This window comes from Ferribacterium limneticum, assembly GCF_020510625.1.
GTDB lineage: Bacteria > Pseudomonadota > Gammaproteobacteria > Burkholderiales > Rhodocyclaceae > Azonexus > Azonexus limneticus_A.
In genome coordinates this window covers 849,737-871,077 of record NZ_CP075191.1, presented here as the reverse complement: position 1 = coordinate 871,077, position 21,341 = coordinate 849,737, and the positions used below count along the sequence as shown (strand labels likewise).

The following is a 21,341-nucleotide window of genomic DNA, read 5'->3' as shown; positions in this document are numbered from 1 at the left end:
GCACCACAAAAAAAGACAATATGCATATACAACAAGCGCTTATGAGACTTTATTAATCCTTGATCTTAAAGCGCTTTTCGTGGCTGTCACTTATCCGCAACAGGAACCGCCCTCACTGCGCTTGACGCCCATCTTGGCGAGCAGTTTTTCCGGCGGGCAGAAGCCGGTGAAGCCGCTCTGCAGCAGATTGAAGCCGACGAAGGCGGTAAAGGCGAGGAACCACTTCGAGACGAAGATCGGGCTACCCTCGATACCCAGCGCCAGCGACAAAAGGATGAAAGCGCCCGCCATGATGCGGATGATGCGTTCGATAGTCATTATTGATGCTCCTTGCGAAAAGCCGAGAAATAAAGAACCGGGATAACCACCAGCGTCAGCAGGGTGGACACCAGAATGCCGAAGATCATGCTCAGGGCCAGACCGTTGAAGATCGGGTCATCGAGAATGAACAGGGCGCCGAGCATGGCAGCCAGCGCGGTCAGCGCGATGGGCTTGGCCCGTACTGCCGCCGACTGGATCACGGCATCGTGAAAGTCCATGCCTGCCGCGACCTGCTGCTTAATGAAATCAACCAGCAGGATGGAGTTGCGAACGATGATGCCGGCCAGGGCAATCATGCCGATCATCGAGGTCGCCGTGAATTGCGAGCCGAACAGCGCATGGCCGGGCATGACGCCGATGATGGTCAGCGGAATCGGCGCCATGATGATCAGCGGCACCAGATAGCTGCCGAAGTGAGCGACCACTAGCAGATAGATCAAGATCAGGCCGACCGCGTAGGCGATACCCATGTCACGGAAGGTTTCGTAGGTGACCTGCCACTCGCCATCCCACTTGACGCTGTAGCCGGCATAGGGATCACCCGGCTGGCGGATGAACCATTCGCCCAGCGTTCCACCTTCCTTGAGCGCCACGCCATTGATCTTGGAACGAATGTCGAACATGCCGTAGAGCGGTGAATCCAGCTTGCCGCCCATGTCGCCAACGACGTAGACGACCGGCAGCAGATCCTTGTGATAGATCGCTTTCTCACGCGCCACATCACGCACCTCGACCAGCTCCGAAACTGGCACCAGCTGGCCATCGCGCGAACGGACACGCAGCTTGAGCAAGGCATCGAGCGTGGACTGCTTCTCGGCCGGCAGGGTTACCCGGACCGGAATTTCGAACTTCGATTCGGTATTGCGCGCCGGCGTCACATCCTGCCCGGCCAGCCCCATACCGACCACCTCGACGATGTCGCTCTGCGCAACGCCCATCTGTGCGGCCTTGCTCTGCAGCACATGCAGCACGAACTTGCGGGAATCCGCCTCGATATAGTCGTCGACCGCAACGATGTCGGCCGTCTTTTCAAAGGCGGCACGCACCTGCTTGCCGACGGCCATCTGGCCGGCGTAATCCGGACCATAGACCTCGGCCACGATGGGCGACATCACCGGCGGCCCCGGCGGCACTTCGACCAGCTTGGCAACGCCACCATTGCGCTTGCCGATGGCCTCGATGCGCTCGCGCACCGAAACGGCGATTTCGTGACTCTGCCGCGACCGATGATGCTTGTCAGCCAGATTGACCTGCAGGTCACCCTTTTCCGGCACGGCCCGCAGGTAGTACTGGCGGACCAGACCGTTGAAGTTGATCGGACTGGCGGTGCCGGCATAGGCCTGATAATTGACGACATCCGGCACGCTGGCCAATTCGGCACCAATTTCATGCAGCACCCGCGCCGTCTCCTCCAGCGGCGTGCCGACCGGCATATCGACGATGATCTGGAATTCGCTCTTGTTGTCGAAGGGCAGCATCTTCAGCACGACGAGCTGGAAATAAGCCAGCGAGACCGAACCGAGGATCAGCAGCACGACGGCGATGGCCAGCTTGACGCGGGCGGCGCCGCCTTTCAGCGGATCGAGGAAGGGGGTCAACAGCTTGCGGAAAGTGCTGTCCAGTCGGGCATCGAGCTTCGATGCATGTTGCTCCCTCCCTTTCAAGGGGAGGGCTGGGGTGGGGATGGGTTGGCCTGCAACTAGCCCACCACTCGCCCCCATCCCCCTCCCAACCTCCCCCTTGAAGGAGGAGGAGTGCGACTTCATCAGTCTGGCGGCCAGCCAGGGCGTCACCACGAAGGCGACGGCCAGCGAAATCGCCATGCCCATCGATGAGTTGATCGGAATCGGGCTCATGTACGGCCCCATCAGGCCGCTGACGAAGGCCATCGGCAACAGCGCCGCAATGACGGTCAGGGTCGCCAGGATGGTCGGGCCGCCGACTTCGTCGACCGCGCCGGGTATGATTTCGAGCAGGGTTTTGTCAGGATGCAGCCCTTGCCAGCGGTGAATATTTTCCACAACCACGATGGCGTCGTCGACCAGAATGCCGATCGAAAAAATCAGCGCGAACAGCGAGACGCGGTTCAGCGTGAAGCCCCAGGCCCATGAGGCGAACAGCGTCGCGGCGAGGGTTAATGTCACGGCCACGCCGACGATCACCGCCTCGCGCCGGCCGAGGGCGAAGAAGACCAGCGCCACGACGAAAGCGGTGGCGAAGATCAGCTTGCCGATCAGCTTCTGTGCCTTTTCAGTGGCCGTCTCACCGTAATTGCGAGTCACGGTCACTTCAACGCCCTCCGGGATGACCGTGTTCTTCAGGCTGTTGATCCGCTCGATCGCCGAACTGGCCACATCGGCCGCATTGACGCCGGGCTGTTTGGAAAGCTGGATGGTCACCGCCGGGAATTCGCCATCCTTGTTGCCGAACCAGGCGTAGCGTTTCGGCTGGTCGGGGCCATCTTCGACGGTCGCCACATCGCTCAGGTAGATTGGTTTGCGCTCGCGAACGGCCACCACCAGCCGTTTCACATCGGCCGCGGATTCGAGGTAAGTTCCGGTCTGCACCAGCACTTCACGATTGCCGGCAGTCAGGCTGCCCGAAGATTGGAGCGCATTCGAAACTTTCAGCGCACCGGCAATATCCTGCGGCGTGACGCCAAAGGCGTTCATCCGCTCGGCGTCCATCAGGACGCGGATGGCGTGATCGGGACCACCGAGGGTTGAAACATCACGCGTCCCCTTGATGCGCTTCAACTCGATTTCGACCGCCCGCGCCACCTGTTGCAGGTCGAAGGCCGAACGAGTCGGGTCCGGGGTCCAGAAAGTCAGCGAAACAATCGGCACGTCATCGATGCCGCGCGGCTTGATCACCGGCTCCTGCACGCCGAGATTGGGCGCCAGCCAGTCGCGATGCGAATGGACGGTGTCGTAAAGCCGCAGCACGGCATCGTTGTATTTGACGCCCACCTCGAACTGCACGGTGATCACGGCCATGCCGGGACGCGACATCGAATAGACGTGCTCGACACCATGCAGGCGCGACAAGACCTGCTCACCCGGCCGCGCCACCAGGTTCTCGACATCCTTGGCCGAAGCACCCGGAAAGGCGACCAGCACATCGGCCATCGTCACGTCGATCTGCGGTTCTTCCTCGCGCGGCGTGACCAGCGTCGCAAACAGCCCCATCAGGAAGGCGACCAGCGCCAGCAAGGGCGTCATCCGCGACGACTGGAATACGGCAGCAATGCGCCCGGAAATACCGAGGCGAGCGTTATCGTGGCTCATCGCCTACTTGCCCGACTTGAGCTGAATGGCGGCCTTGACCGGATCGGTGACCACCTTGTCGCCATTGGCCAGCCCGGCCAGCACCTCGACCTCGCCGCGCCCGACGGCATCGCCCAGACGCAACTGACGCAGGCTCAGGCGATTATCGGCCATCTGCACATAGACGGCCGCCACTTCACCACGCCGCAAAACGGCCGTTACCGGCACGGTCAGCTTTTCAGCTTGTCCGGTCACAAAATGGACGCGTGCGAACATGCCCGGCATCGCATCCGGCATCTCCGGCAGGCTGACGCGCACCTGCGAAACATGAGTGGCCGCATCGGCGGTCGGCAGCAACTGAACGGTGTTCGAATCGACCCATTTACCCAGCTCTGGGAATTCGACCCGCGCCGTTTTCACCCCGCGCATTTCCTTCAGGCGATGCTGTGGAATGCTCGCCGTCACCCGCAGACTGCCCGGTTGGTAGATGGTGAACAGCGGCACGCCAGGCATCGCCATATCGCCCAGTTCGGCATGGCGGCGGGCGACGATGCCGGTGATCGGCGCGACGATGGTGGCGTGGCTCTGGCTGGCACCGGCGGCCGAACGATTGGCCGCAGCGGCATCGAAATCCGCCCTGGCCTTGTCGAGGGCGGAGCCACTCATGAATTTCTGGGCAACCAGGCTTTTCGTCCGCTCGTAATTGACTTTGGCGTTGGCATACTGCGCCTCGGCCGCCCGCGCTGCCTCGGCCGCTTCGCGGGCATCGATGCGCATCAGCACATCGCCTTTCTTCACGGATTTTCCAGCGTCGGCCTTCACTTCCAGCACCCGACCAGCTACCTGGGCGCCCACCGTCGCCTGCTGGACAGCTTCAACCAAGGACTCGGCAGGAAAGGTCAGATCGACCGCATGCGGCTGGACAACGACGACCGGCAGCGGATCGACGGCAAAAGCTGCGGTCGACGCGAAAAACAGGCCGAGAACCAAAGGACGAAGAATGTTTGCACTCATAAATATAAGAATAAGCTAATTTACCTGAAAAAGACAAGTCGTTTGCGGCTCACCCATTGATTTAATTAGACTTTATTAGCAACGATCAGCCACCCGGGCTGGCCTGCCAGATATTCCGGCAGCGCGTTTCCCTGATCCACCAGCAGGATGCGGCGCCAAGAATTGCGCAGACGGTGACCACCAGGACGCCGTAACGCCAGGTTTCCACATCGTAGAAACGGGCGCCGCTGACCATCTCCCCCTTCCAGCCAAGATCCATGATCCAGCCGACCAGGGGTTGCAACAGCGCGCTGGCCAAAAAGCCCCCCATGTTGGCGACGCTGGTCGACATGCCGGACAGCATGGGCGGATTCACTTCCTTGGAGCAGGCCCAGGTCAGACTGAATCCTGCGGTCGTCAGCCCCATCAGGGCAAAAAGCACATACGACAGCATGAGCGGCATCGTCGCGCAGGACAGCCAGATCAGCCAGATTGCGCCATAGAGGTGCGAGGCGACGATCAGCACCGGTTTGCGCCGGCCCAGACGATCGGACAAACCGCCGATGAACAGGCAGCCGATGGCAAAGCCGCCAAACCACAGCGACAAATGCGTTGCCGCGACAGAACGCGCCAGGCCATGCACCTGCATCAGGTAAGGCATCGCCCACAAGCCGGCGAAGGTAAAAAAGGCGCCGGACATGCCGGTATTGACTGCCACGGCCGGCCAGGTATTCCGGTTCTTGATCACGGACCACAAGCCGGAGAGCACCACCGTCCGGTCGAAGCGCGGCTTGGGGGCTGCCGTCCCGGCTTCCGGCGCGTCACGGACAATCAGCCAGCACAAGGCGCCCAGAACCAGCGAAGCAAAACCGACACCGATGAATACCCCGCGCCAGCCGGTCGCCTGGGCCAGCGCCGAGAGCGGTGCACCGGCCAGCACTGAACCGAGATTGCCGATCAGCATGCAAATGCCAACCATGGTGGCGAAGCGGCTTTCCTCGAACCAGACGGCCACCAGCTTGAGCATGGCAATGAAGGTGACCGACACGCCCAGCCCGATCAGCGTGCGGCCGACCAGCGCCAGCTCAAGGCTGGGCGCGAATCCGAACAGGAAGCTGCCGGCACCGCCGATCAATCCGCCCAAGGCCAGGATACGCCGCGGCCCGAGGGTGTCGACCAGGATGCCGGTCGGCACCTGCATCAGCGTATAAACGTAAAAATAGGTCGCGGCCAGGATGCCGAGCGAGGCCGCTGAAGTCTCGAAAGAGGCCGCCAGATCCTGAGCGATCCCGGCCGGCGCGAAACGCAGGAAGAAGGACAGGATGTAAGCCAGCGCCACGATGCCGAGGGCAAACCAGCGACGGCGCATCTGTTCCGGGGTCAGGGATTTCATGGCTTGTCTCGAGAGCGGCTTTTCAGTCAGGCGGGAATAGGAAGCCGCCCGCCAAGGTGGGAGAACCCTGGCGGCAGAATCAGGCCGCCATATCGATCAACAGGGTTTCGATTTCCGTCCGTCCGACCGGGCTGGCCATGGCGATCAGCATGTAACCCGGTTTGAGCAGGAAATCCTGGTCCGGATTGAACTGCCAGCTGCCATTGCGCTCGCGCACGGCGAGAAAAACGTAATTGGCACTACGCAGCTTCAGCATCCCCAGCGGCTTGGGAATGAATCCGGCCGGCACCGGCACCTCCTCGACCCGCAGGTTTTTTTCCGACTTCAACATTTCGTCGAGGAAGGAAACCACGTGCGGGCGGATCATGGCCGAAGCGATGCGCATGCCGCCGGTAAAATCCGGCGAAACGATGGCATCCGCCCCCGCCTTGCGCATTTTCTCGATATTGCGCTGCTCGGTGCAGCGCGCCACGACGCGCAATTCAGGCTTCAACTGCTTGGCGGTAATGACGATCATCAGGTTGCGCGAATCGTCACCGGTCACCGCGAACAAGCCCTTGGCATCCTCAAGATCGGCTGCCACCAGAATATCGTCATCGCTGGCATCGCCATGCAGGTAAAGGAAGCCGGGATTCCGCTCCTTGTAATCCTCCAGCCGGTGAAGCTCTTCATCGATACCGACGAAATGGCGGTTGGTCGCCTCCAGCTCGTGCGCAATGTTGCGTCCGACGCGGCCGAAGCCGCAGAGGATGTAATGACCTTTGAGTTTCTTGATTGCTTTTTCCATGCGTTTTCTCCGCAGGGTTCCATTGAGGTCGGTTTCGAGCAGCGCCACGGTAACGACCGAAAACAGCAGCGACAGGTTGCCGGCGCCGAGAATGCCGATGACCACGGTGAGAATCCGGGCCGGCTGGTTGCTCGACATGTCGATGATTTCACCGAAGCCGATGGTGGCAACGGTGATGAAGGTCATGTAGAACGCGTCAAACCACGAATACTTGCTCTCGGTCAGCACCATGTAGCCAACCGTGCCGAACACATGCACGGCAATCAGCATGCCGACCGCAACATAGAGCAGCCGGACGATATAGCCGGTCTGCAGGGTCTTGATCGGGGAGACGCCGGAATCGACGCTCATTCGACCAGCGGCACCGATTGCGTCATGAAGATGACGGCCTTGCCACCATCCATGTTGGCATGCAGCGATTCGACCAGCGGCGGATTGATCGGCTGATCAGCATCCCACTTGATGATGAAATTGGCGCCCGAGCCGCCGGAAGCATCATTCAGTTCGACGAACAATTCGAGGGTGCCATAGGGTGCCAGGAGCACAGGCGCCGGCACCCGTTCGCCCAGCAGCTTGCCATGCGTATCGAAATACCTGGCCGAGACAATCCGCAGCGGCCGTTTGCCGTCGGTATTACGAATACTGACCAGGGCCGAGAGCAGCACATTTGATGCCTTGCCGCTCTTGCCCAGATTGCCGTACAGCATGTGGGAATAAATCGGTAGGTACAGCGTCTGCCCCTTGACCAGCGGCCGAGCCTCCTGCGCCAGCGCCACGCTCGATGCCCCGAAAATGGCCAAAATCAGGGCGCCCAAAAATGCCCAGGAAAATTTCCGATGTCCTCGATGTCCCCGCTGTCCCATATCCTCCCCCTTGTTCGTACCTTCAGTACGTCGCCCCAGACCGTTTGATCCGATTCTGCCACAAGCATCACCAGCCGGGGCAACGAGGGAAAAGCCGAGCGACGGGGCCTAGGGTGTGAAGACGCCCTAGCAGTGCACGGCGCCGAGCATGGCTCGCAACAGGCCGGCCAGCGACGGCCAGTTGACCGGCTTGGCGATGTAGTCGGCCGAAAGTGCCTGCGCCTGGGCGATGAAAGCCGGATCGCTGCGCCCGGTGACCAGCACGACCGGAAAGCCCGCGCCATGGCTGGCCCGGATCGCCGCCGCGACCTCGAAACCGTCCAGCCCCGGCATCTCGACATCGAGCAGCACGATGTCAAAAGGCTGCCGCCGGAATTCGGCCAGCGCATCGTTGCCATTGTCGACGATGGTCGGCGCGAAATCCCCGCCGGCCAGTGCCGCCCGCGACAACAGACCAACCGTCGGATCATCGTCGGCAACCAGAACCCGCCAGGCCCCCCGGTTCATGCTGCCAGCTCCGCCAACACAGCCTTGAGGGCCGCATCGACCCGCTGCCATTCGCTGCGCAAACCATCGACCCGGGCCAGCAATTCGCGCATCCTGACCTCCCGCGCCAGTTGCTCGACTTCCCGGCAGCGCTCTGCAAAAACAGTGGCACCGACATTGAAACTGCTCGACTTGAGCGCATGGACAGCGCCCGCCATCGCCGGCGCATCGGCATCGGCCAGCCCCTGATCGAAACGCCCCCATTCCCGCTCGGCGCCTTTCAGGTAGGCGACGACCACCTGGCGCACCAAGGCATCGCCCCCCTCGGGCGACAACGCGCGAATCTTGTCAAAAGCCTTCAGCTCCAGCGGCGCGACGGGCGCCGGCAAGCTCGCACCGAGCACCGGCGCGGCGTTAGCAACGGCAGGGGCGGCCGGGGCCGCCGACTTGCGCCGCTCGGCCGGCAACCAGCGGGCCAGCAGCGTCAGCAACTCTTCGCCGCTGTAGGGCTTGGCCAGATACTCGTCCATCCCGGCCTCCTTGCAACGCTCGCGGTCACCCTTCATGGCATTGGCCGTCAGCGCGATGACCGGCAAATGCAGGCCGGATGCGGCCTCGCGCTGGCGCAACGCCATGGTCGCCGCAAAACCATCGAGCACCGGCATCTGGCAATCCATCAGGACCAGATCGACCGTTTCTTCTGCCAGCAAATCGAGCGCCTGCTGACCATCGCCGGCCGCGATGACCTCCAGCCCCATGCGTTCAAGCTGGGCGCGCGCCACCACAAGGTTGCTTTCATTGTCTTCGACGACCAGGACACGGCCGCGCAATTTCTTGACCGGGCTGTCGGCCACCGCTGCCTCGGTCGTACCACGCCGCTGCAGGGTCGAATCGATGGCCCGCAGCAAATCGGCCTGACGGACGGGCTTGGGCAGGCAGGCGGCAATCTGCAGACTCGCCCTCTCCGCCTGGCTCAGCGCATCCGCCTGCAGCGAAAGGATGATCACCCGTGTCGGCGCCAGACGCTGGTCGGCGCGCAAGGCTCGCACCACATCGCGGCCCGGCAGATCCGGCATCTGCAGGTCGATCAGCAGCAAGGCGTAGGGCTCGCCTGCCTCAACCGCTGTTTTGAGCATGGAAAGCCCGGCCAGGCTTGAGGCCGCGCCTTCGGCGACGTACCCCCGGCCACGCAGCAGGCCAAGCAGCACCTCGCGCTGGGTCGTGCTGTCATCGACCACCAGCACACGCGCCCCGGTCGCAGCCAGGGCCTGCTTTTCCGGCAAGGTCACCGGCAACTGGCCGAGCGGCAGCGCTAGTTCAACGGTAAAAGCAGCCCCTTTTCCGGGCGTGCTCTCAACGCCAATCCGCCCCCCCATCATCTCGACCAGATGCCGGCAAATGGCCAGCCCGAGGCCGGTGCCGCCATATTTCCGGGTGGTCGAACCATCGGCCTGCAGGAAATGTTCGAATATCTTTTCCTGAGCATCGAGCGGGATGCCTATCCCCGTATCGCTGACGACCAGGGCCAGCTTCAGGTCATTTTGACCTGGCTCGACAACGAGCAGGCGCAGCAGAATTTCCCCGGTCTCGGTGAATTTGATCGCATTGCCCAGCAGGTTGGTCACGATCTGGCGCAGGCGCAACGGGTCGCCGCGCACGACCAGCTTTGCGTCCGGCGGCAAGTCCGCCACCAGTTCCAGCCCCTTGCGCCGCGCCGCTTGCGAGAACAGTTCCAGCGACTCTTCCAGCAGGTTGCGCAGGTCGAAATCGACCACATCGAGTTCCAGCTTGCCGGCTTCGATTTTCGAGAAATCGAGAATGTCGTTGATGATGTGCAGCAAGTGCTTGCCGGAACGCTCGACTGCTTCGACAAACTGGCGCTGAGTCGGCTCCAGCGTTGTCCCCAGCAGCAACTCCGTCATGCCGAGCACCCCGTTCATCGGCGTTCGGATTTCATGGCTCATCGTCGCCAGAAACTCGCTCTTGGCCCGACTGCCGGCCTCCGCCGCCTCCTTGGCCTGGCGCAATTCGCGCGTCCGCTGCTCGACGATCTGCTCCAGATTGCCCAGATGCGTCGACAACCAGTGATCGCGCTCGCGAATTTGCTCGACCATCTGGTTGAAGCCGCTGACCAGCTGGTCGATTTCGGTGACCCGACTGTCGGCCGCGCGGATATCAAGTCGTCCGACCGACACATCGGCCATATGCCGGGTCAAGTCCTGCAAGGGTTCGATCAGCCGCCCCACCTGCCGGGACTGCAAATGCAGGGCAATGGCCAGCGCCGCGGCCATTTCGATCAGAATCAGACCGAGATAACCAAGCAGATGCTGAAACGCCTCGCCCAGGTCGGTGCTCAGGCGCAGCCAGCCGGCGGGTTGCCCAGCCACCTGGGCGGGGACCAGGAAGTCGATGCGCTGCCAGGAATAAGCATGCCCGGCCACGGCACTGCTTAGCGGGGCCGGCGCAGCCAACTCGGCGCCATCGCGGTCAAAGGCGACGAACGGTGAAAGATCTTCGCGAAACACGGCGACCGAGTGCAGATAAGGCATGGTCTGCAGGGCTGCAAACTTGCTCTCGGCCGCCGCCCGGTCATTGATCGTCAACACCGGCTGCGCCTTATCCCTGAGCCGATCAAGGTGCCGGTCGCCCGCCTCGACATGCGCCTGCATCGTCATCCAGGCAAAGGTAAAGACAATGAAGACAGTGGCAAAAATGATGGCAGAAGCCAGCACATAAAAATTGATGCGCGCCAGCCGGGAAGGCAGCGGGGTCGTCGACAGCGGCAAACTCATGCCGAGCCTCCCGGCCCCGGACGATTTTCCTTCCAGGCATTGGCGGCAGCCAGCCACGACTCGCGAAAATCATCGCCGAGTCGCTGTCGCAAATCGTCCGGCACCGCCGACTGGCTACCCGCGAGGCGCGCCAGCAGCAGGTCTTCGAGTGCGCCGGCCGTCTCCGCCAGGCGCCCCGCCCCGACATTGGCCGCCGCACTGCGAATGGCATGCACCCGCTTGCGTTCCTCGGCATCGTCGCCAATCGCGCCGCGCCACGCCTGTTCCCAATCGGCATAATGCTCAACGAACAGGCCGACGGCCTGCCACCATAGCAAAGGCTGGCCGAGCATGCGCTCGACCGCAGCCATCACATCAAAGCCATCCAGGGAGTGAGGAACAGACATTTGTTGGGCAAATTCAAATCGATCATCAAGGGGCCAATTTTGCCCCGATAAGCTGTCTCATTGTTAAAGAATCGTAAAGCATTTCCTTTGAATTACATTGCATTACAATCGCTTCTTTACCACGCACCAGAAATGAAAACAGCATGCGCCAGACTGCGCTGATAGTTGAAGACGACCCGGGCACCCGCCACGTATTGAGCACGACCCTGGCTACCGCCGGGATCGACAGCATCTACGCCGAAAACGGGGCGGCCATGTGGCAGCAACTCAACGAAAAACCGGATGTCATCATCCTTGATCTCAGCCTGCCGGATGTCGACGGCCTGGAGCTGCTTCGCCAGCTACGCCAAACCTCCGAAATTCCGGTCCTCATCCACTCGACTCGTTCCGACGAGATCGAGCGCATCATCGGTATCGAGATCGGCGCCGACGACTTCCTGCCCAAGCCCTGCAACATGCGCGAACTGCTGGCCCGCACCCGCGGCCTGCTCCGTCGCTGCCAGCGCAGCAGCGCACCCCGCGGCGAAATGCGCCGCCTGCACTTCGGCGACTGGACGCTGGACACCGCCTCGCGCGAACTCTCGCGCGCCGGCAGTCCGGCAACGCCGCTCGGGGTGTCTGGTTATGCGCTACTTGTCGCTTTTCTTGAGCAGCCGTTCGAGCCGCTGTCCCGCGAACACCTGTCGCGCATGCTGAAACGCGAATACGTGCCCTACGACCGGATCATCGATGTCCACGTCAGCCAGATCCGGCGCATTCTCGGCAAGCAGGCCGATGGCAGCAGCTTTATCAAGACCTTGCGCTCGCAGGGTTACGTCTTCATCGCCCAGGTCGAAGCCTCGAACTGATCGGCGCGGCCTGCCAGGCCAGGGCCACGCTCGCGAGCGTGGCTTTTGTTCGTCCCGGCAATGGCAGAGAAATCGCCCATCCCCGCCCGACAACGATGCTTTTTCATTTTCATGGGGGATAATCGCGAAGTCTCGCCGTCCCGCTGTCGTTCTCCGTCCCTTTTGAGCCAACATTCAACGACTTGAGTAACCGAGCCTCCCCGCTTCGCCTGCTGACCATCGTGGCCACACTCGTCGTGCTGTGCCTGAACGGCCTGCCGCTGGCCCTGGGTTGGGATTTCGAGCGCCTGCAGCAATTGGTCAGCAGCCGTTTCGGCGCCAGCCAGGTGCCCTTGCTACTCGACTGGCAGCGCACACTGGCCGATGGGCGCAGCACCCCGGAAACCGACAAGCTGAAGCGGATCAACGACTTTTTCAATCGCCGTATCGCCTTCGACGACGACATGTCGGTCTGGAGCCAGAACGACTACTGGGCGACGCCGACCGAGATCATCGGCCAGGGGCGGGGCGACTGCGAAGACTTCTCGATTGCCAAGTACTACTCGCTGATCGAGCTCGGCATACCGATCAACAAACTGCGTCTGGTCTATGTCAAAGCGGCGCAGACCGGCCCATCCGGCACCTTCCTGGTCGCCCACATGGTGCTCGCCTACTATGCGACCCCCAACGCCGACCCGCTGGTCCTCGACAACCTGAATCCCCAGATCCTGCCTGCCTCGCGACGCAGCGACCTTTCTCCGATTTTCAGTTTCAACAGTGCAGGCCTTTGGCAGGGCACCGGCAACCAGTCCAGCCAGAGCAATCTCTCCCGCTGGCAGGATCTGCTGGCCCGAGCGCGCGCCGAAGGCTTCCAGTGAGGTAATCGACATGTCCCTATTCCGACAACTCTGGCTTGCGGTAATCGCAAGCACCCTGATCGCCTTTGCCGGCAGCTTCGTCGCCAGCATGCTGACGGCTCGCCACTATCTGGAACAGCAACTGGCCATCAAGAACAACGACAACGCCGCCTCGCTGGCGCTGTCGATGTCGCAACTGGACAAGGACCCGGTCACTGTCGAACTGCAGGTCGCCGCCGTCTTCGACAGTGGCCAGTACGCCGCCGTCCGCCTGATCGACCCGAACGGCAAGACGATGATCGAAAAGACCAGCCCGCCTGCCACCGGCAATCAACCCGAGTGGTTCGTGCGCGTCTTTCCGATCGCCTCGCAGCCCGGCCACGCCCAGGTTTCGGCCGGCTGGAACCAGTTCGGCACCATCGAACTGATCAGCCACAGCCAGTTCGCCTACAAGGAACTGTGGGATGGCGCGCTCAAGCTGCTCGCCTGGTTTGCCGTCGGCGGCGGCATCATGGGCCTGCTCGGCATGCAGGTGCTGCGCCGCATCCGCCGCCCGCTCGACGCCGTGGTCGGCCAGGCCCAGGCGATCAGCGAACGCCGTTTCATCAGCATCCCCGAACCGAAAACCCCGGAACTGAAAAGTCTGGCCAGCGCGATGAACGCCATGGTCGACCGCCTGAAGGCGATGTTTGCCGAAGAAGCGGCCCGCCTTGAACAGGTGCGCCGCGAAGCCACGCTGGACAGCCTGACCGGCCTGGCCAACCGCGACTTCTTCATGAATGAGCTGGCCGCCGCGCTCAGCGACGATGACGCCAGCGCCTCCGGCACCCTGCTCATGCTGCGCCTGGGCGACCTGGCCGGCATCAACCGCCGGGCCGGCCGCGAAACCGCCGACGAAGTGCTGCGCCGGATCGGCGCCACGCTCAAAGCGCTGGCCGCCAACAAGCCAAATGCCGCTGCCGCCCGCCTGAACGGTGCCGACTTCGCGCTACTGCTGCCCGGCGTCCAGGACCCCGCGCTGCAGGCCGAGAAACTGCTGCACGCGCTGAGCGACCTCGCCGCCGCCGGCCTGATCGAAGGCGAACGCATCGGCTACGTGGCCAGCGGTACCTACCTGCACGGCCAGGCCATCGGCAGCCTGCTCTCTCGCGTCGATGCGGCGCTGGCCTCGGCCGAAACGCAAAGCGGCCTCGCCTGGTGCCGGGCCGAAAGCAGCTCAGATCAGCAAGCCACCTCGAATGCCGACTGGAAGAAGCTGCTCGACGGGGCGATCGACACCCAGCGCCTGCGCCTGATCGAGTTCCCGGTGGCCGGCAGTGGCGGCCAATTGCTCCACCTCGAATGTCCGCTCCGCCTGCAGGCTACCGAAGACGGCGAATGGCTGACCGCCGGCGCTTTCATGCCGATGGCCTCGCGCCTGTCGATGACCACCGAACTCGATCTAAGCGTTGTGCGTCTCGCCCTGGACCGCATTGCCGCCGGCCTTCCCGCCGTCGCGGTCAACCTGTCCGGCGAATCGATTCTCGACGCCTCGTTCCGCGCCCGCCTCTACGCCCAGATCGCCGCCCGCCGCGACCTGGCCCCGCGCCTGTGGATGGAGGTCTCGGAAATCGGCGCCTTCCAGCACTTCGAGGAATTCCACGCCTTCTGCGACGCCTTGCGGCCGCTCGGCTGCCGCCTCGGCATCGAGCACTTCGGCCGCCAGTTCAGCGAAATCGGCCGCCTGCACCGCATCGGCCTCGACTACCTGAAGGTCGACGGCAGCTTCATTCGCGCCATCGACAGCCAGCCGGGCAACCAGGCCTTCCTCAAGGGCCTGTGCAGCATCGCGCACAACATCGGCCTGACCGTTATTGCCGAAGGCGTCCAGACCGCCGAAGAACTGGCCATCCTGCCCGAACTCGGCTTCGACGGTGCCACCGGCCCGGCCGTACCAAGGAACTGATCAAGATGAGCACCGAAATCGAACTGAAGCTGCAACTCAGCCCGAAAGCCGCCCGCAAGCTGGCCAGCCACCCGCTGCTCGAAGGCATTCCGACACAACGCCAACATCTGCTCAACACTTATTACGACACGCCAAAACTGGAACTGCACGCCCGGCGCATTGCCGTCCGCTTCCGCAAGAAGGGCTGGCAGTGGCTATGCACGGTCAAATCGGCCGAACCAGCCAGTGGCGGGCTGGCCATGCGCAGCGAATGGGAAACCCCGGCCACACCGGGCATCTTCGATTTCAGCCATGTCGATGCCGCCGACTTCCGTAAATTTCTCGAACAGCGCAGCGACCAGTTCGAGGCTATTTTCACCACCGATTTCCATCGCCAGATCTGGCATGTGCCCTTTGGCGATTCACAGATCGAACTGGCCATCGATCGCGGCCACATCGAAAGCCAAGGCCGATCGACGCCCATTTGCGAAATCGAACTGGAACTGCTCTCCGGCAAAGTCGATGACATTTTCGGGCTAACCCGCGAACTGCAGACCGACCTCGACCTGCACCCGGCCATCGCCAGCAAGGCCGAGCGCGGCTACAACCTCTTCCTCGACACACCGCTCCGCCCTTTCAAGGCCAGGCCGACCCCGATCAATGAAGCGCAGACACCGGTCGAAGCCTTCCGCAGCATCGCCCTCTGTTGCCTGGAACATTTCCAGCGCAATGAAAAAGGGCTGCAGGCCGGCAGCGACGCCGAATTCATTCATCAAGCCCGCGTTGCCCTGCGCCGCCTGCGCTCCGCGATCAAACTGTTCGCCCCGGCGCTGCCGCCTGAATTCGTCACCGCCTACGGCCAAACCTGGCAAACCCTGGCCGGCGCCCTAGGCGACACCCGCAACTGGGACGTCTTCCTGGAAGAAACCCTGCCCCCCATTGCCGCCGCCTTTCCTGAGCACAAGGACATCAAGCGCCTGCGCAAGGCCGCCCAGTTGCGAGCCAGCAGCGCCCGCAAATCAGTCATCGGCCTGCTCGCCGTCAGCGAATACCCGCGCCTGTTGCTTGAATTCACCGCGGCCGTCTACACGCTGAGCGATACGCTGGACACACCGCTCAAGGATTTCGCCCGGCAACAGATCGCCAGCCGAGCCAGAAAAGCCAGAAAACTAGCCACCCGGCACGCCGACCTCAGCCCCGCCGAGCGCCACAAAATGCGCATCGCCTTCAAGAAGCTGCGCTACACCCTGGAATTTTTCGCGCCCCTGCTGCCGCAAAGACGCCTCAAACTCTATCTAAGCGTCCTTTCTCAGCTACAAGAAGAACTCGGCTTGGTCAATGACTATGTCACGGCCGAAACACTAGTTGCCGAGGAACTTGCCGGGCACCCCACCGGGCCAATTCACGGCTGGGTTAAAGGAAGACACCAACTTCTGCTCACTAATTTGCCGGACAACCTTGAAATATGGCTAGCACAACAAACACCGTGGTGATAGCTTCAAAACCATACAAGCGTAGCAATGCCCATAAATGCCGATCATGAAACTCCTGACTTCCCATCGCTACTTACTTGGACAACTCATCAAACGCGATGTGTTACTCCGCTACCGTGGTGCAATGTTCGGCGTCGCCTGGATATTTCTCAATCCGTTGATCATGCTAGCCATCTTTGCCTTCGTCTTCGGCCATATTTTCCAGGCACGCTGGCCGCAGCAGGAAGGTGGCGCACCGTTCTGGCTCGTTCTCTACAGCGGACTGATTGCTTTCAATATCTTTGCCGAAGCCATATCTCGCGCGCCCACTGCCGTGCGCAGCTACCCGAGCTATGTGAAGAAAATCATCTTCCCAGTTGAGATCCTTCCCCTCGTTCCCTTGGGGGCCGCCTTGGTGCACTGCTTATTCAACTACCTGATTCTGCTGGCTGCACTCGCCTGGACCGGCTACCTAACACCGATGGCCGCACTCTATCCGTTGGCCCTCGCCCCGCTGCTCCTGATAACTCTAGGTTTCGCCTGGTTTCTTGCGGCCTGGGGAGTATTCATCAAAGACATGAGCCAGATCGTCCCACCCTTCGTACAGATGCTGATGTTCCTCTCGCCTGTTCTTTATCCTGCCAGCGCAGTGCCGGAGATCCTGCACCCCTTCTATCAATACAATCCGCTGGGTATCGTCATCGAAACCTGTCGCAACGTAGCGCTCGGCCATCCGGTAGCCTGGGAAGGCTGGGGTATTGCCTTGACACTAGGGCTGGCTACCGCATGGCTTGGTAATACCTTCTTCCGCCACAGTCAAGAGGAATTCGCCGATGTCCTCTGATCTGCAGCACCCGATGGCCGACGACATCGCAATTTCGGTTCGAAATCTAACGAAAACCTATCGCCTTTTCAATCATCCTGGCGACCGAGTCAAACAGTTCCTGTTGCTGGGATTCAAGCAATACCACCGGAAATTCACGGCGATTGAAGAGGTTTCGTTCGACATCAGGAAAGGAGAAACCGTTGGCATTATCGGCCGCAATGGCTCCGGCAAAAGCACACTGTTGCAGCTGATCTGCGGGATTCTCAAACCGACCAGCGGATCTGTAAGGGTCAACGGCCGCACCTCTGCCCTACTTGAGCTTGGTGCAGGCTTCAACCCAGAGTTTACGGGACGAGAGAATGTTTACTTCCATGGCACGCTAATGGGCTTCAGTAAGGAGCAGATGGACGAAAGGTTCGAGGACATTGCAGCCTTTGCCGACATCGGCGAGTTCATAGAGCAGCCGGTTCGAACTTACTCAAGCGGTATGTTCGTACGACTTGCGTTCGCAGTAGGGGTGCATGTATCTCCAGACATCATGGTAATCGATGAAGCTCTTGCTGTAGGGGACAGCGCCTTCCAGGCCAAGTGCATGATTTATCTCAAATCCCTTCAGGAAAAAGGCAACTCGGTCATACTGTTTGTCAGCCATGACCTGATAGCCGTCCAGAACCTATGCACCCGCGTGCTGACCTTGGGTGATAGCCATCTTCTGAGTGATGCGGAACCTGGGCATTCTATCGACCGCTACCTTACAGAGCCTACCCAGCCCTCCAAGGCAACCTTTCCTCTTGGCCACCCTCTGCGGCAAGGACCTCAACGCTTTGCAACATTGCAGAACATTTCTGTCATGAACGCACAACTCGAACCAACAACACGCGTTGCAATGGGAGAGAGGATTGTCATTGACCTTGCATTCGAATGCAGAGAAAACTTGCCTGCCGGTCGATTTGGCGTGACCCTCAGAAACTTGTCGGGTGTAGTTCTGCATGATTTTGCATCTGGCTTTTCGGGAATCGTCGGACTACCCATCGGGCGCAACCGCTTTCGCATTACTACCAGCCCCATCATGGCCTATCCTGGCCGATATCACATAGGAGCCTGGGTACAGCACTCAAAAGGGGTTCCCTCAGATGATCGCTTTGACGCCGCACTTGCGATCGAGATATATGACGAAAAAAAGGTCGGGCATCAGGATGCCAACTTTTCCGGCATCCGCTGCTCGAATACTGAAACCTACCTTCCCTGCTCTTTCGAGAAAATGTAGCCATGGCTCTTTGGATCAGCAAGCTGATGAATACGCTATGCCGGCCTTTAGTGCGCCGTATCGGTGCCGAATTACTCCCACATATCAGGCAAGAGTTAGCCGAGATGAGGCGCGCTTCAGAATCCGCCATCCTGCCATTGGTGCTGAAGAACGAAATCGAACATATGCAGCAACTGCCGCTGGCTTTTCTCCGAGAACAGAAACAACTTGTTTTCGTTGGTTATTGCAGCAGCGAATTATCGGGAATTATTGATGGATCTCGCTGCCTCCTCCCTCCAATCAAAAGTGAATCCGAATTGGCCAGCAACTGCCTTACCTTTCTCGATGAATACCACTTCATCAGATTGATACGAGAACTACCTACGCTATTGGTTCCTGTGCACAGCTCCGTCGTCCTCCCGTTCCGGGGAGATTATTTGCCCGAAGGGCGCATTCGCCAGATCTTGCATCAACTTGGTTTTCCGGAAGTATTGATGTTGACCTATGAAAGACTGTCAGAGAGTGCTTCCATAAGCGGCGTATCTAACCCGATGCCTGTAAGTTCGCTTCCCATAATGCTCAATCCAGTGGTGGAACCGGATATGGCTACCCGATGGCTAGTTGCCAACCGCTACCCAACACAGCAATGAATATGTCACGCCCTGTATTCCTATTGCTCGGCTTCGCCAGTGAATATTCTCTAGGCGGTATTGCTCGATTTTTGCGTGATGCGGGGGAGAACGTCGTCGAAGTCGACTTTAGTGTTACAGCGATGCCAAACCTGGGTGACACGAAGATTGTCTTGATCACTTCTCAGCATCCAGCACGAACTGGCAGGATATTCAGACAAGGCCTTGGGCAAAGCCCCTCAGGCAACAGCTATCTATCCCCTATGGAGTGCCTGCGTTTGTTGAATGTCTGCTGCTCCGTCTTTGTTCCACACGACCTCGAACAGCCTATTATTGCGGACGAGATCGGTTATTTGCAGCTTTTCGATTTCTATTGCTCTCCATATGAGTTCAATCCTGGCCTTTCTCTTTTGTGTCAGCCTCTATATACCGGCTGGGCCAAGTATATCGACGGCAACTCAGATGAATTCGTCCACAAAAATACCGTCGCTGCAAATGGCGTATTTTTCGTAAATCAAGTGATCGACCTGATGCATCGCGGAGGAGTGCCTTATTTGCTAGAAAAATATGCAGTGGCACTCAAGCACGAAGTGCCATTCAAACTGCCTAGCTGGCCCGGTGTTAGCGATATCGAAATAACTCTTGAGCAGGCTGGGGCAAAGGTAATACCTGCAAACACCCCATCAACACAGGTTATTGACCATGCGGCGCAAGTATTTTCGAATGCCCCCGGGTCAGTACTCTCAGAAGCCGCCTATCTTGGCATACCCGCACACATCGTTGCACCGTACGCCTCGACCCTTCCTCCTCGACCTCCCAGAGGCAGGCGAAAGAAGCCTTTCGATATCAAACTATTGATCCAAGCCATTCGAAGCCATCTTGATCGTTCTAACCGACCATGAAGTCAAAACCTACCGTCGTCATTAACGCAGCAGGGCGCGGAACCCGCCTTGGGCATTCTTGCCCAAAATGCCTAGTACATTTCCTTGGTCAACCGCTAATCCATTGGCAATTGCAAACATTGGAACAGGTTGACAACCTCGTGGTCGTCATCGGCTTTCAAGCCGAAGAGGTTAAGCGGGCAGTAGTATCCCGCCGCCCCGATGCAAAGTTTATCTTCAACGAAAAATACGCATCTACAGGAACCGCCTCAAGCCTGTGCCTTGCCGCCCGAAGTTCTACCGGACCAGTGCTATCTCTCGATGGCGACATGCTGGTACATCCCGATGACCTCGCATGCCTCTTGTCGGCTCCACGCCCCTGCATCGGACTCAGTCCTATCCAAAGCAATGCCCCTGTGTTGGTTGAGGTCGAACGTGACCCAAGCAGTGGAAAAGAAAACGCCATTCAATTTCTTTACCAAAAACAGGCAACTGATCCAACACGATGCTACGAGTGGACGGGGCTTGTCCTCTTCGATCCGGCGGCACTAGCCCTTGATTCCGAAGGGCATGTATTCCAAATGATTACCCCTCTATTGCCGTGTCAAACTCTCCACGTACGCTGTAGCGAAATCGACTTTCCGGACGAATTACCTCAAATGGAGAAATGGATCGCCACTCTTATAAAGGAAGGAGACTTGCATGGATAAGAACATCATAGATATTTTCTGGAAAAAACGCTCCGCTGAGGGCAAAGGCCGTTGGACCGACGAAAATTTGCTAGGCTACGAACTCAGCTGGATTTCTGAGCACGCCCCCCCTAACGCCCAAATATTGGATCTAGGCAGTGGCCCCGGTGAACTTTCCTGCAGCCTGCTACCTACCAATGGCAAGTTGACTCTCGTCGACAAATATCCGGATTTTCTGAAGCTCGCGCCTATTGCTCCGAATATCCGGAAATTATGCTGCGACGTGCTTGAATTTGATGATACTGAGCGGTATGACCTTATTCTCATATTCGGTGTCGTAACTCACCTGACCGAAAAAGAGGAAACCCAGACTTACCAAAAAGCTGTGAAACTTCTCAGTCGCAATGGCACATTAATAGTTAAGAACCAAGTATCCAGCGGAGAAGAAAAAACAGTTAGCGGCTATTCGCCCAGCCTAAAGCAGGATTACTGCGGGAGATACCCTGGGTTGGAGCAACAAGGCCAACGACTGAATAGAGTTTTCAGTGATGTCAAGATCATTCATTACCCTGAGCAATTCAACCCGTGGCCAGATACACGGCATGTTGCGTTTGTATGCAAAAATTAGACTGAAGCGAGAGTTTTTCGTTATCAGAGAAGAGCGATTTATTCCGCATGAAGCCACCCGCCGCCAAGGGTTTTG

Annotated in this window: 19 protein-coding genes; 10 read left to right on the top strand and 9 right to left on the bottom strand. The window is 59.7% G+C overall.

Annotated elements, in window-relative coordinates; translation table 11 throughout:
- Positions 1–90 precede the first annotated feature (90 nt).
- The 9 genes from KI617_RS04190 to KI617_RS04150 all read right to left on the bottom strand — a co-directional run bounded on the left by KI617_RS04190 (position 91) and on the right by KI617_RS04150 (position 11,287).
- Positions 91–318 carry a YgaP family membrane protein gene (locus KI617_RS04190; RefSeq protein WP_226450768.1) on the bottom strand — a complete coding sequence of 76 codons (228 nt, stop codon included), beginning with the start codon at positions 316–318 and terminating at the stop codon, positions 91–93.
- Positions 318–3,608, bottom strand: a complete 3,291-nt coding sequence (locus KI617_RS04185) for an efflux RND transporter permease subunit (protein WP_226450767.1) — start codon at positions 3,606–3,608, stop codon at positions 318–320. Before KI617_RS04185 ends, KI617_RS04190 begins: the two co-directional genes overlap by 1 nt.
- Positions 3,609–3,611: 3 nt before the next feature.
- Positions 3,612–4,601, bottom strand: a complete 990-nt coding sequence (locus tag KI617_RS04180; protein ID WP_226450766.1) for an efflux RND transporter periplasmic adaptor subunit — start codon at positions 4,599–4,601, stop codon at positions 3,612–3,614.
- 85 nt (positions 4,602–4,686) lie between these two features.
- Complete coding sequence (locus KI617_RS04175; RefSeq protein WP_226450765.1) at positions 4,687–5,973, bottom strand: MFS transporter; 1,287 nt, start codon at positions 5,971–5,973, stop codon at positions 4,687–4,689.
- 79 nt (positions 5,974–6,052) lie between these two features.
- Positions 6,053–7,111 (bottom strand): potassium channel family protein, encoded by a 1,059-nt coding sequence (locus KI617_RS04170; protein ID WP_226450764.1) that lies wholly within the window; start codon positions 7,109–7,111, stop codon positions 6,053–6,055.
- A complete protein-coding gene (locus KI617_RS04165; protein WP_226450763.1) occupies positions 7,108–7,575 on the bottom strand; it encodes a DUF3124 domain-containing protein in 468 nt (155 codons plus the stop codon). Before KI617_RS04165 ends, KI617_RS04170 begins: the two co-directional genes overlap by 4 nt.
- A gap of 174 nt (positions 7,576–7,749) precedes the next feature.
- Positions 7,750–8,130 (bottom strand): response regulator, encoded by a 381-nt coding sequence (locus tag KI617_RS04160; RefSeq protein ID WP_226450762.1) that lies wholly within the window; start codon positions 8,128–8,130, stop codon positions 7,750–7,752.
- Positions 8,127–10,901, bottom strand: coding sequence for a response regulator (locus KI617_RS04155; RefSeq protein ID WP_226450761.1), 2,775 nt, complete (start codon positions 10,899–10,901; stop codon positions 8,127–8,129). Before KI617_RS04155 ends, KI617_RS04160 begins: the two co-directional genes overlap by 4 nt.
- Positions 10,898–11,287 carry an Hpt domain-containing protein gene (locus KI617_RS04150; protein ID WP_226450760.1) on the bottom strand — a complete coding sequence of 130 codons (390 nt, stop codon included), beginning with the start codon at positions 11,285–11,287 and terminating at the stop codon, positions 10,898–10,900. The genes KI617_RS04155 and KI617_RS04150 overlap by 4 nt, the downstream gene beginning before the upstream one ends.
- Positions 11,288–11,430: 143 nt before the next feature.
- Here KI617_RS04150 and KI617_RS04145 point away from each other — a divergent pair, with 143 nt between their 5' ends.
- The 10 genes from KI617_RS04145 (at position 11,431) to KI617_RS04100 (ending at position 21,266) form a co-directional block, all read left to right on the top strand.
- Complete coding sequence (locus tag KI617_RS04145; RefSeq protein WP_226450759.1) at positions 11,431–12,135, top strand: response regulator transcription factor; 705 nt, start codon at positions 11,431–11,433, stop codon at positions 12,133–12,135.
- A 221-nt stretch (positions 12,136–12,356) separates the two neighbouring features.
- Positions 12,357–12,992: a transglutaminase-like cysteine peptidase gene (locus tag KI617_RS04140; RefSeq protein ID WP_226450758.1), complete on the top strand. Its 636-nt coding sequence runs from the start codon at positions 12,357–12,359 to the stop codon at positions 12,990–12,992.
- Positions 12,993–13,002: 10 nt separating this feature from the next.
- Positions 13,003–14,916: a bifunctional diguanylate cyclase/phosphodiesterase gene (locus tag KI617_RS04135; RefSeq protein ID WP_226450757.1), complete on the top strand. Its 1,914-nt coding sequence runs from the start codon at positions 13,003–13,005 to the stop codon at positions 14,914–14,916.
- Between the two features lie 5 nt (positions 14,917–14,921).
- Positions 14,922–16,388 carry a CYTH and CHAD domain-containing protein gene (locus KI617_RS04130; protein ID WP_226450756.1) on the top strand — a complete coding sequence of 489 codons (1,467 nt, stop codon included), beginning with the start codon at positions 14,922–14,924 and terminating at the stop codon, positions 16,386–16,388.
- A 37-nt stretch (positions 16,389–16,425) separates the two neighbouring features.
- On the top strand, positions 16,426–17,211 hold the full coding sequence (locus KI617_RS04125) for an ABC transporter permease (protein ID WP_226450755.1): 786 nt from the start codon (positions 16,426–16,428) through the stop codon (positions 17,209–17,211).
- The gene (locus tag KI617_RS04120) at positions 17,201–18,460 is read left to right on the top strand and encodes an ABC transporter ATP-binding protein (protein WP_226450754.1); all 1,260 of its coding nucleotides are present in this window, start codon (positions 17,201–17,203) and stop codon (positions 18,458–18,460) included. The genes KI617_RS04125 and KI617_RS04120 overlap by 11 nt, the downstream gene beginning before the upstream one ends.
- Before the next feature lie 2 nt (positions 18,461–18,462).
- Positions 18,463–19,089, top strand: a complete 627-nt coding sequence (locus KI617_RS04115) for a hypothetical protein (RefSeq protein ID WP_226450753.1) — start codon at positions 18,463–18,465, stop codon at positions 19,087–19,089.
- Positions 19,086–19,970, top strand: a complete 885-nt coding sequence (locus tag KI617_RS04110) for a hypothetical protein (RefSeq protein WP_226450752.1) — start codon at positions 19,086–19,088, stop codon at positions 19,968–19,970. The genes KI617_RS04115 and KI617_RS04110 overlap by 4 nt, the downstream gene beginning before the upstream one ends.
- Positions 19,967–20,659 (top strand): phosphocholine cytidylyltransferase family protein, encoded by a 693-nt coding sequence (locus KI617_RS04105; protein WP_226450751.1) that lies wholly within the window; start codon positions 19,967–19,969, stop codon positions 20,657–20,659. Before KI617_RS04110 ends, KI617_RS04105 begins: the two co-directional genes overlap by 4 nt.
- On the top strand, positions 20,652–21,266 hold the full coding sequence (locus tag KI617_RS04100; protein ID WP_226450750.1) for a class I SAM-dependent methyltransferase: 615 nt from the start codon (positions 20,652–20,654) through the stop codon (positions 21,264–21,266). The genes KI617_RS04105 and KI617_RS04100 overlap by 8 nt, the downstream gene beginning before the upstream one ends.
- The last annotated feature ends 75 nt before the right edge of the window (positions 21,267–21,341 follow it).

Excerpts from the sequence above, each read along its gene's own strand:
- KI617_RS04190 (WP_226450768.1), bottom strand. The coding sequence starts at position 318 with ATGACTATCGAACGCATCATCCGCATCATGGCGGGCGCTTTCATCCTT.
- KI617_RS04185 (WP_226450767.1), bottom strand. The coding sequence starts at position 3,608 with ATGAGCCACGATAACGCTCGCCTCGGTATTTCCGGGCGCATTGCTGCC.
- KI617_RS04180 (WP_226450766.1), bottom strand. The coding sequence starts at position 4,601 with ATGAGTGCAAACATTCTTCGTCCTTTGGTTCTCGGCCTGTTTTTCGCG.
- KI617_RS04175 (WP_226450765.1), bottom strand. The coding sequence starts at position 5,973 with ATGAAATCCCTGACCCCGGAACAGATGCGCCGTCGCTGGTTTGCCCTC.
- KI617_RS04170 (WP_226450764.1), bottom strand. The coding sequence starts at position 7,111 with ATGAGCGTCGATTCCGGCGTCTCCCCGATCAAGACCCTGCAGACCGGC.
- KI617_RS04160 (WP_226450762.1), bottom strand. The coding sequence starts at position 8,130 with ATGAACCGGGGGGCCTGGCGGGTTCTGGTTGCCGACGATGATCCGACG.
- KI617_RS04155 (WP_226450761.1), bottom strand. The coding sequence starts at position 10,901 with ATGAGTTTGCCGCTGTCGACGACCCCGCTGCCTTCCCGGCTGGCGCGC.
- KI617_RS04150 (WP_226450760.1), bottom strand. The coding sequence starts at position 11,287 with ATGTCTGTTCCTCACTCCCTGGATGGCTTTGATGTGATGGCTGCGGTC.
- KI617_RS04145 (WP_226450759.1), top strand. The coding sequence starts at position 11,431 with ATGCGCCAGACTGCGCTGATAGTTGAAGACGACCCGGGCACCCGCCAC.
- KI617_RS04135 (WP_226450757.1), top strand. The coding sequence starts at position 13,003 with ATGTCCCTATTCCGACAACTCTGGCTTGCGGTAATCGCAAGCACCCTG.
- KI617_RS04130 (WP_226450756.1), top strand. The coding sequence starts at position 14,922 with ATGAGCACCGAAATCGAACTGAAGCTGCAACTCAGCCCGAAAGCCGCC.
- KI617_RS04125 (WP_226450755.1), top strand. The coding sequence starts at position 16,426 with ATGCCGATCATGAAACTCCTGACTTCCCATCGCTACTTACTTGGACAA.
- KI617_RS04120 (WP_226450754.1), top strand. The coding sequence starts at position 17,201 with ATGTCCTCTGATCTGCAGCACCCGATGGCCGACGACATCGCAATTTCG.
- KI617_RS04115 (WP_226450753.1), top strand. The coding sequence starts at position 18,463 with ATGGCTCTTTGGATCAGCAAGCTGATGAATACGCTATGCCGGCCTTTA.
- KI617_RS04110 (WP_226450752.1), top strand. The coding sequence starts at position 19,086 with ATGAATATGTCACGCCCTGTATTCCTATTGCTCGGCTTCGCCAGTGAA.
- KI617_RS04105 (WP_226450751.1), top strand. The coding sequence starts at position 19,967 with ATGAAGTCAAAACCTACCGTCGTCATTAACGCAGCAGGGCGCGGAACC.
- KI617_RS04100 (WP_226450750.1), top strand. The coding sequence starts at position 20,652 with ATGGATAAGAACATCATAGATATTTTCTGGAAAAAACGCTCCGCTGAG.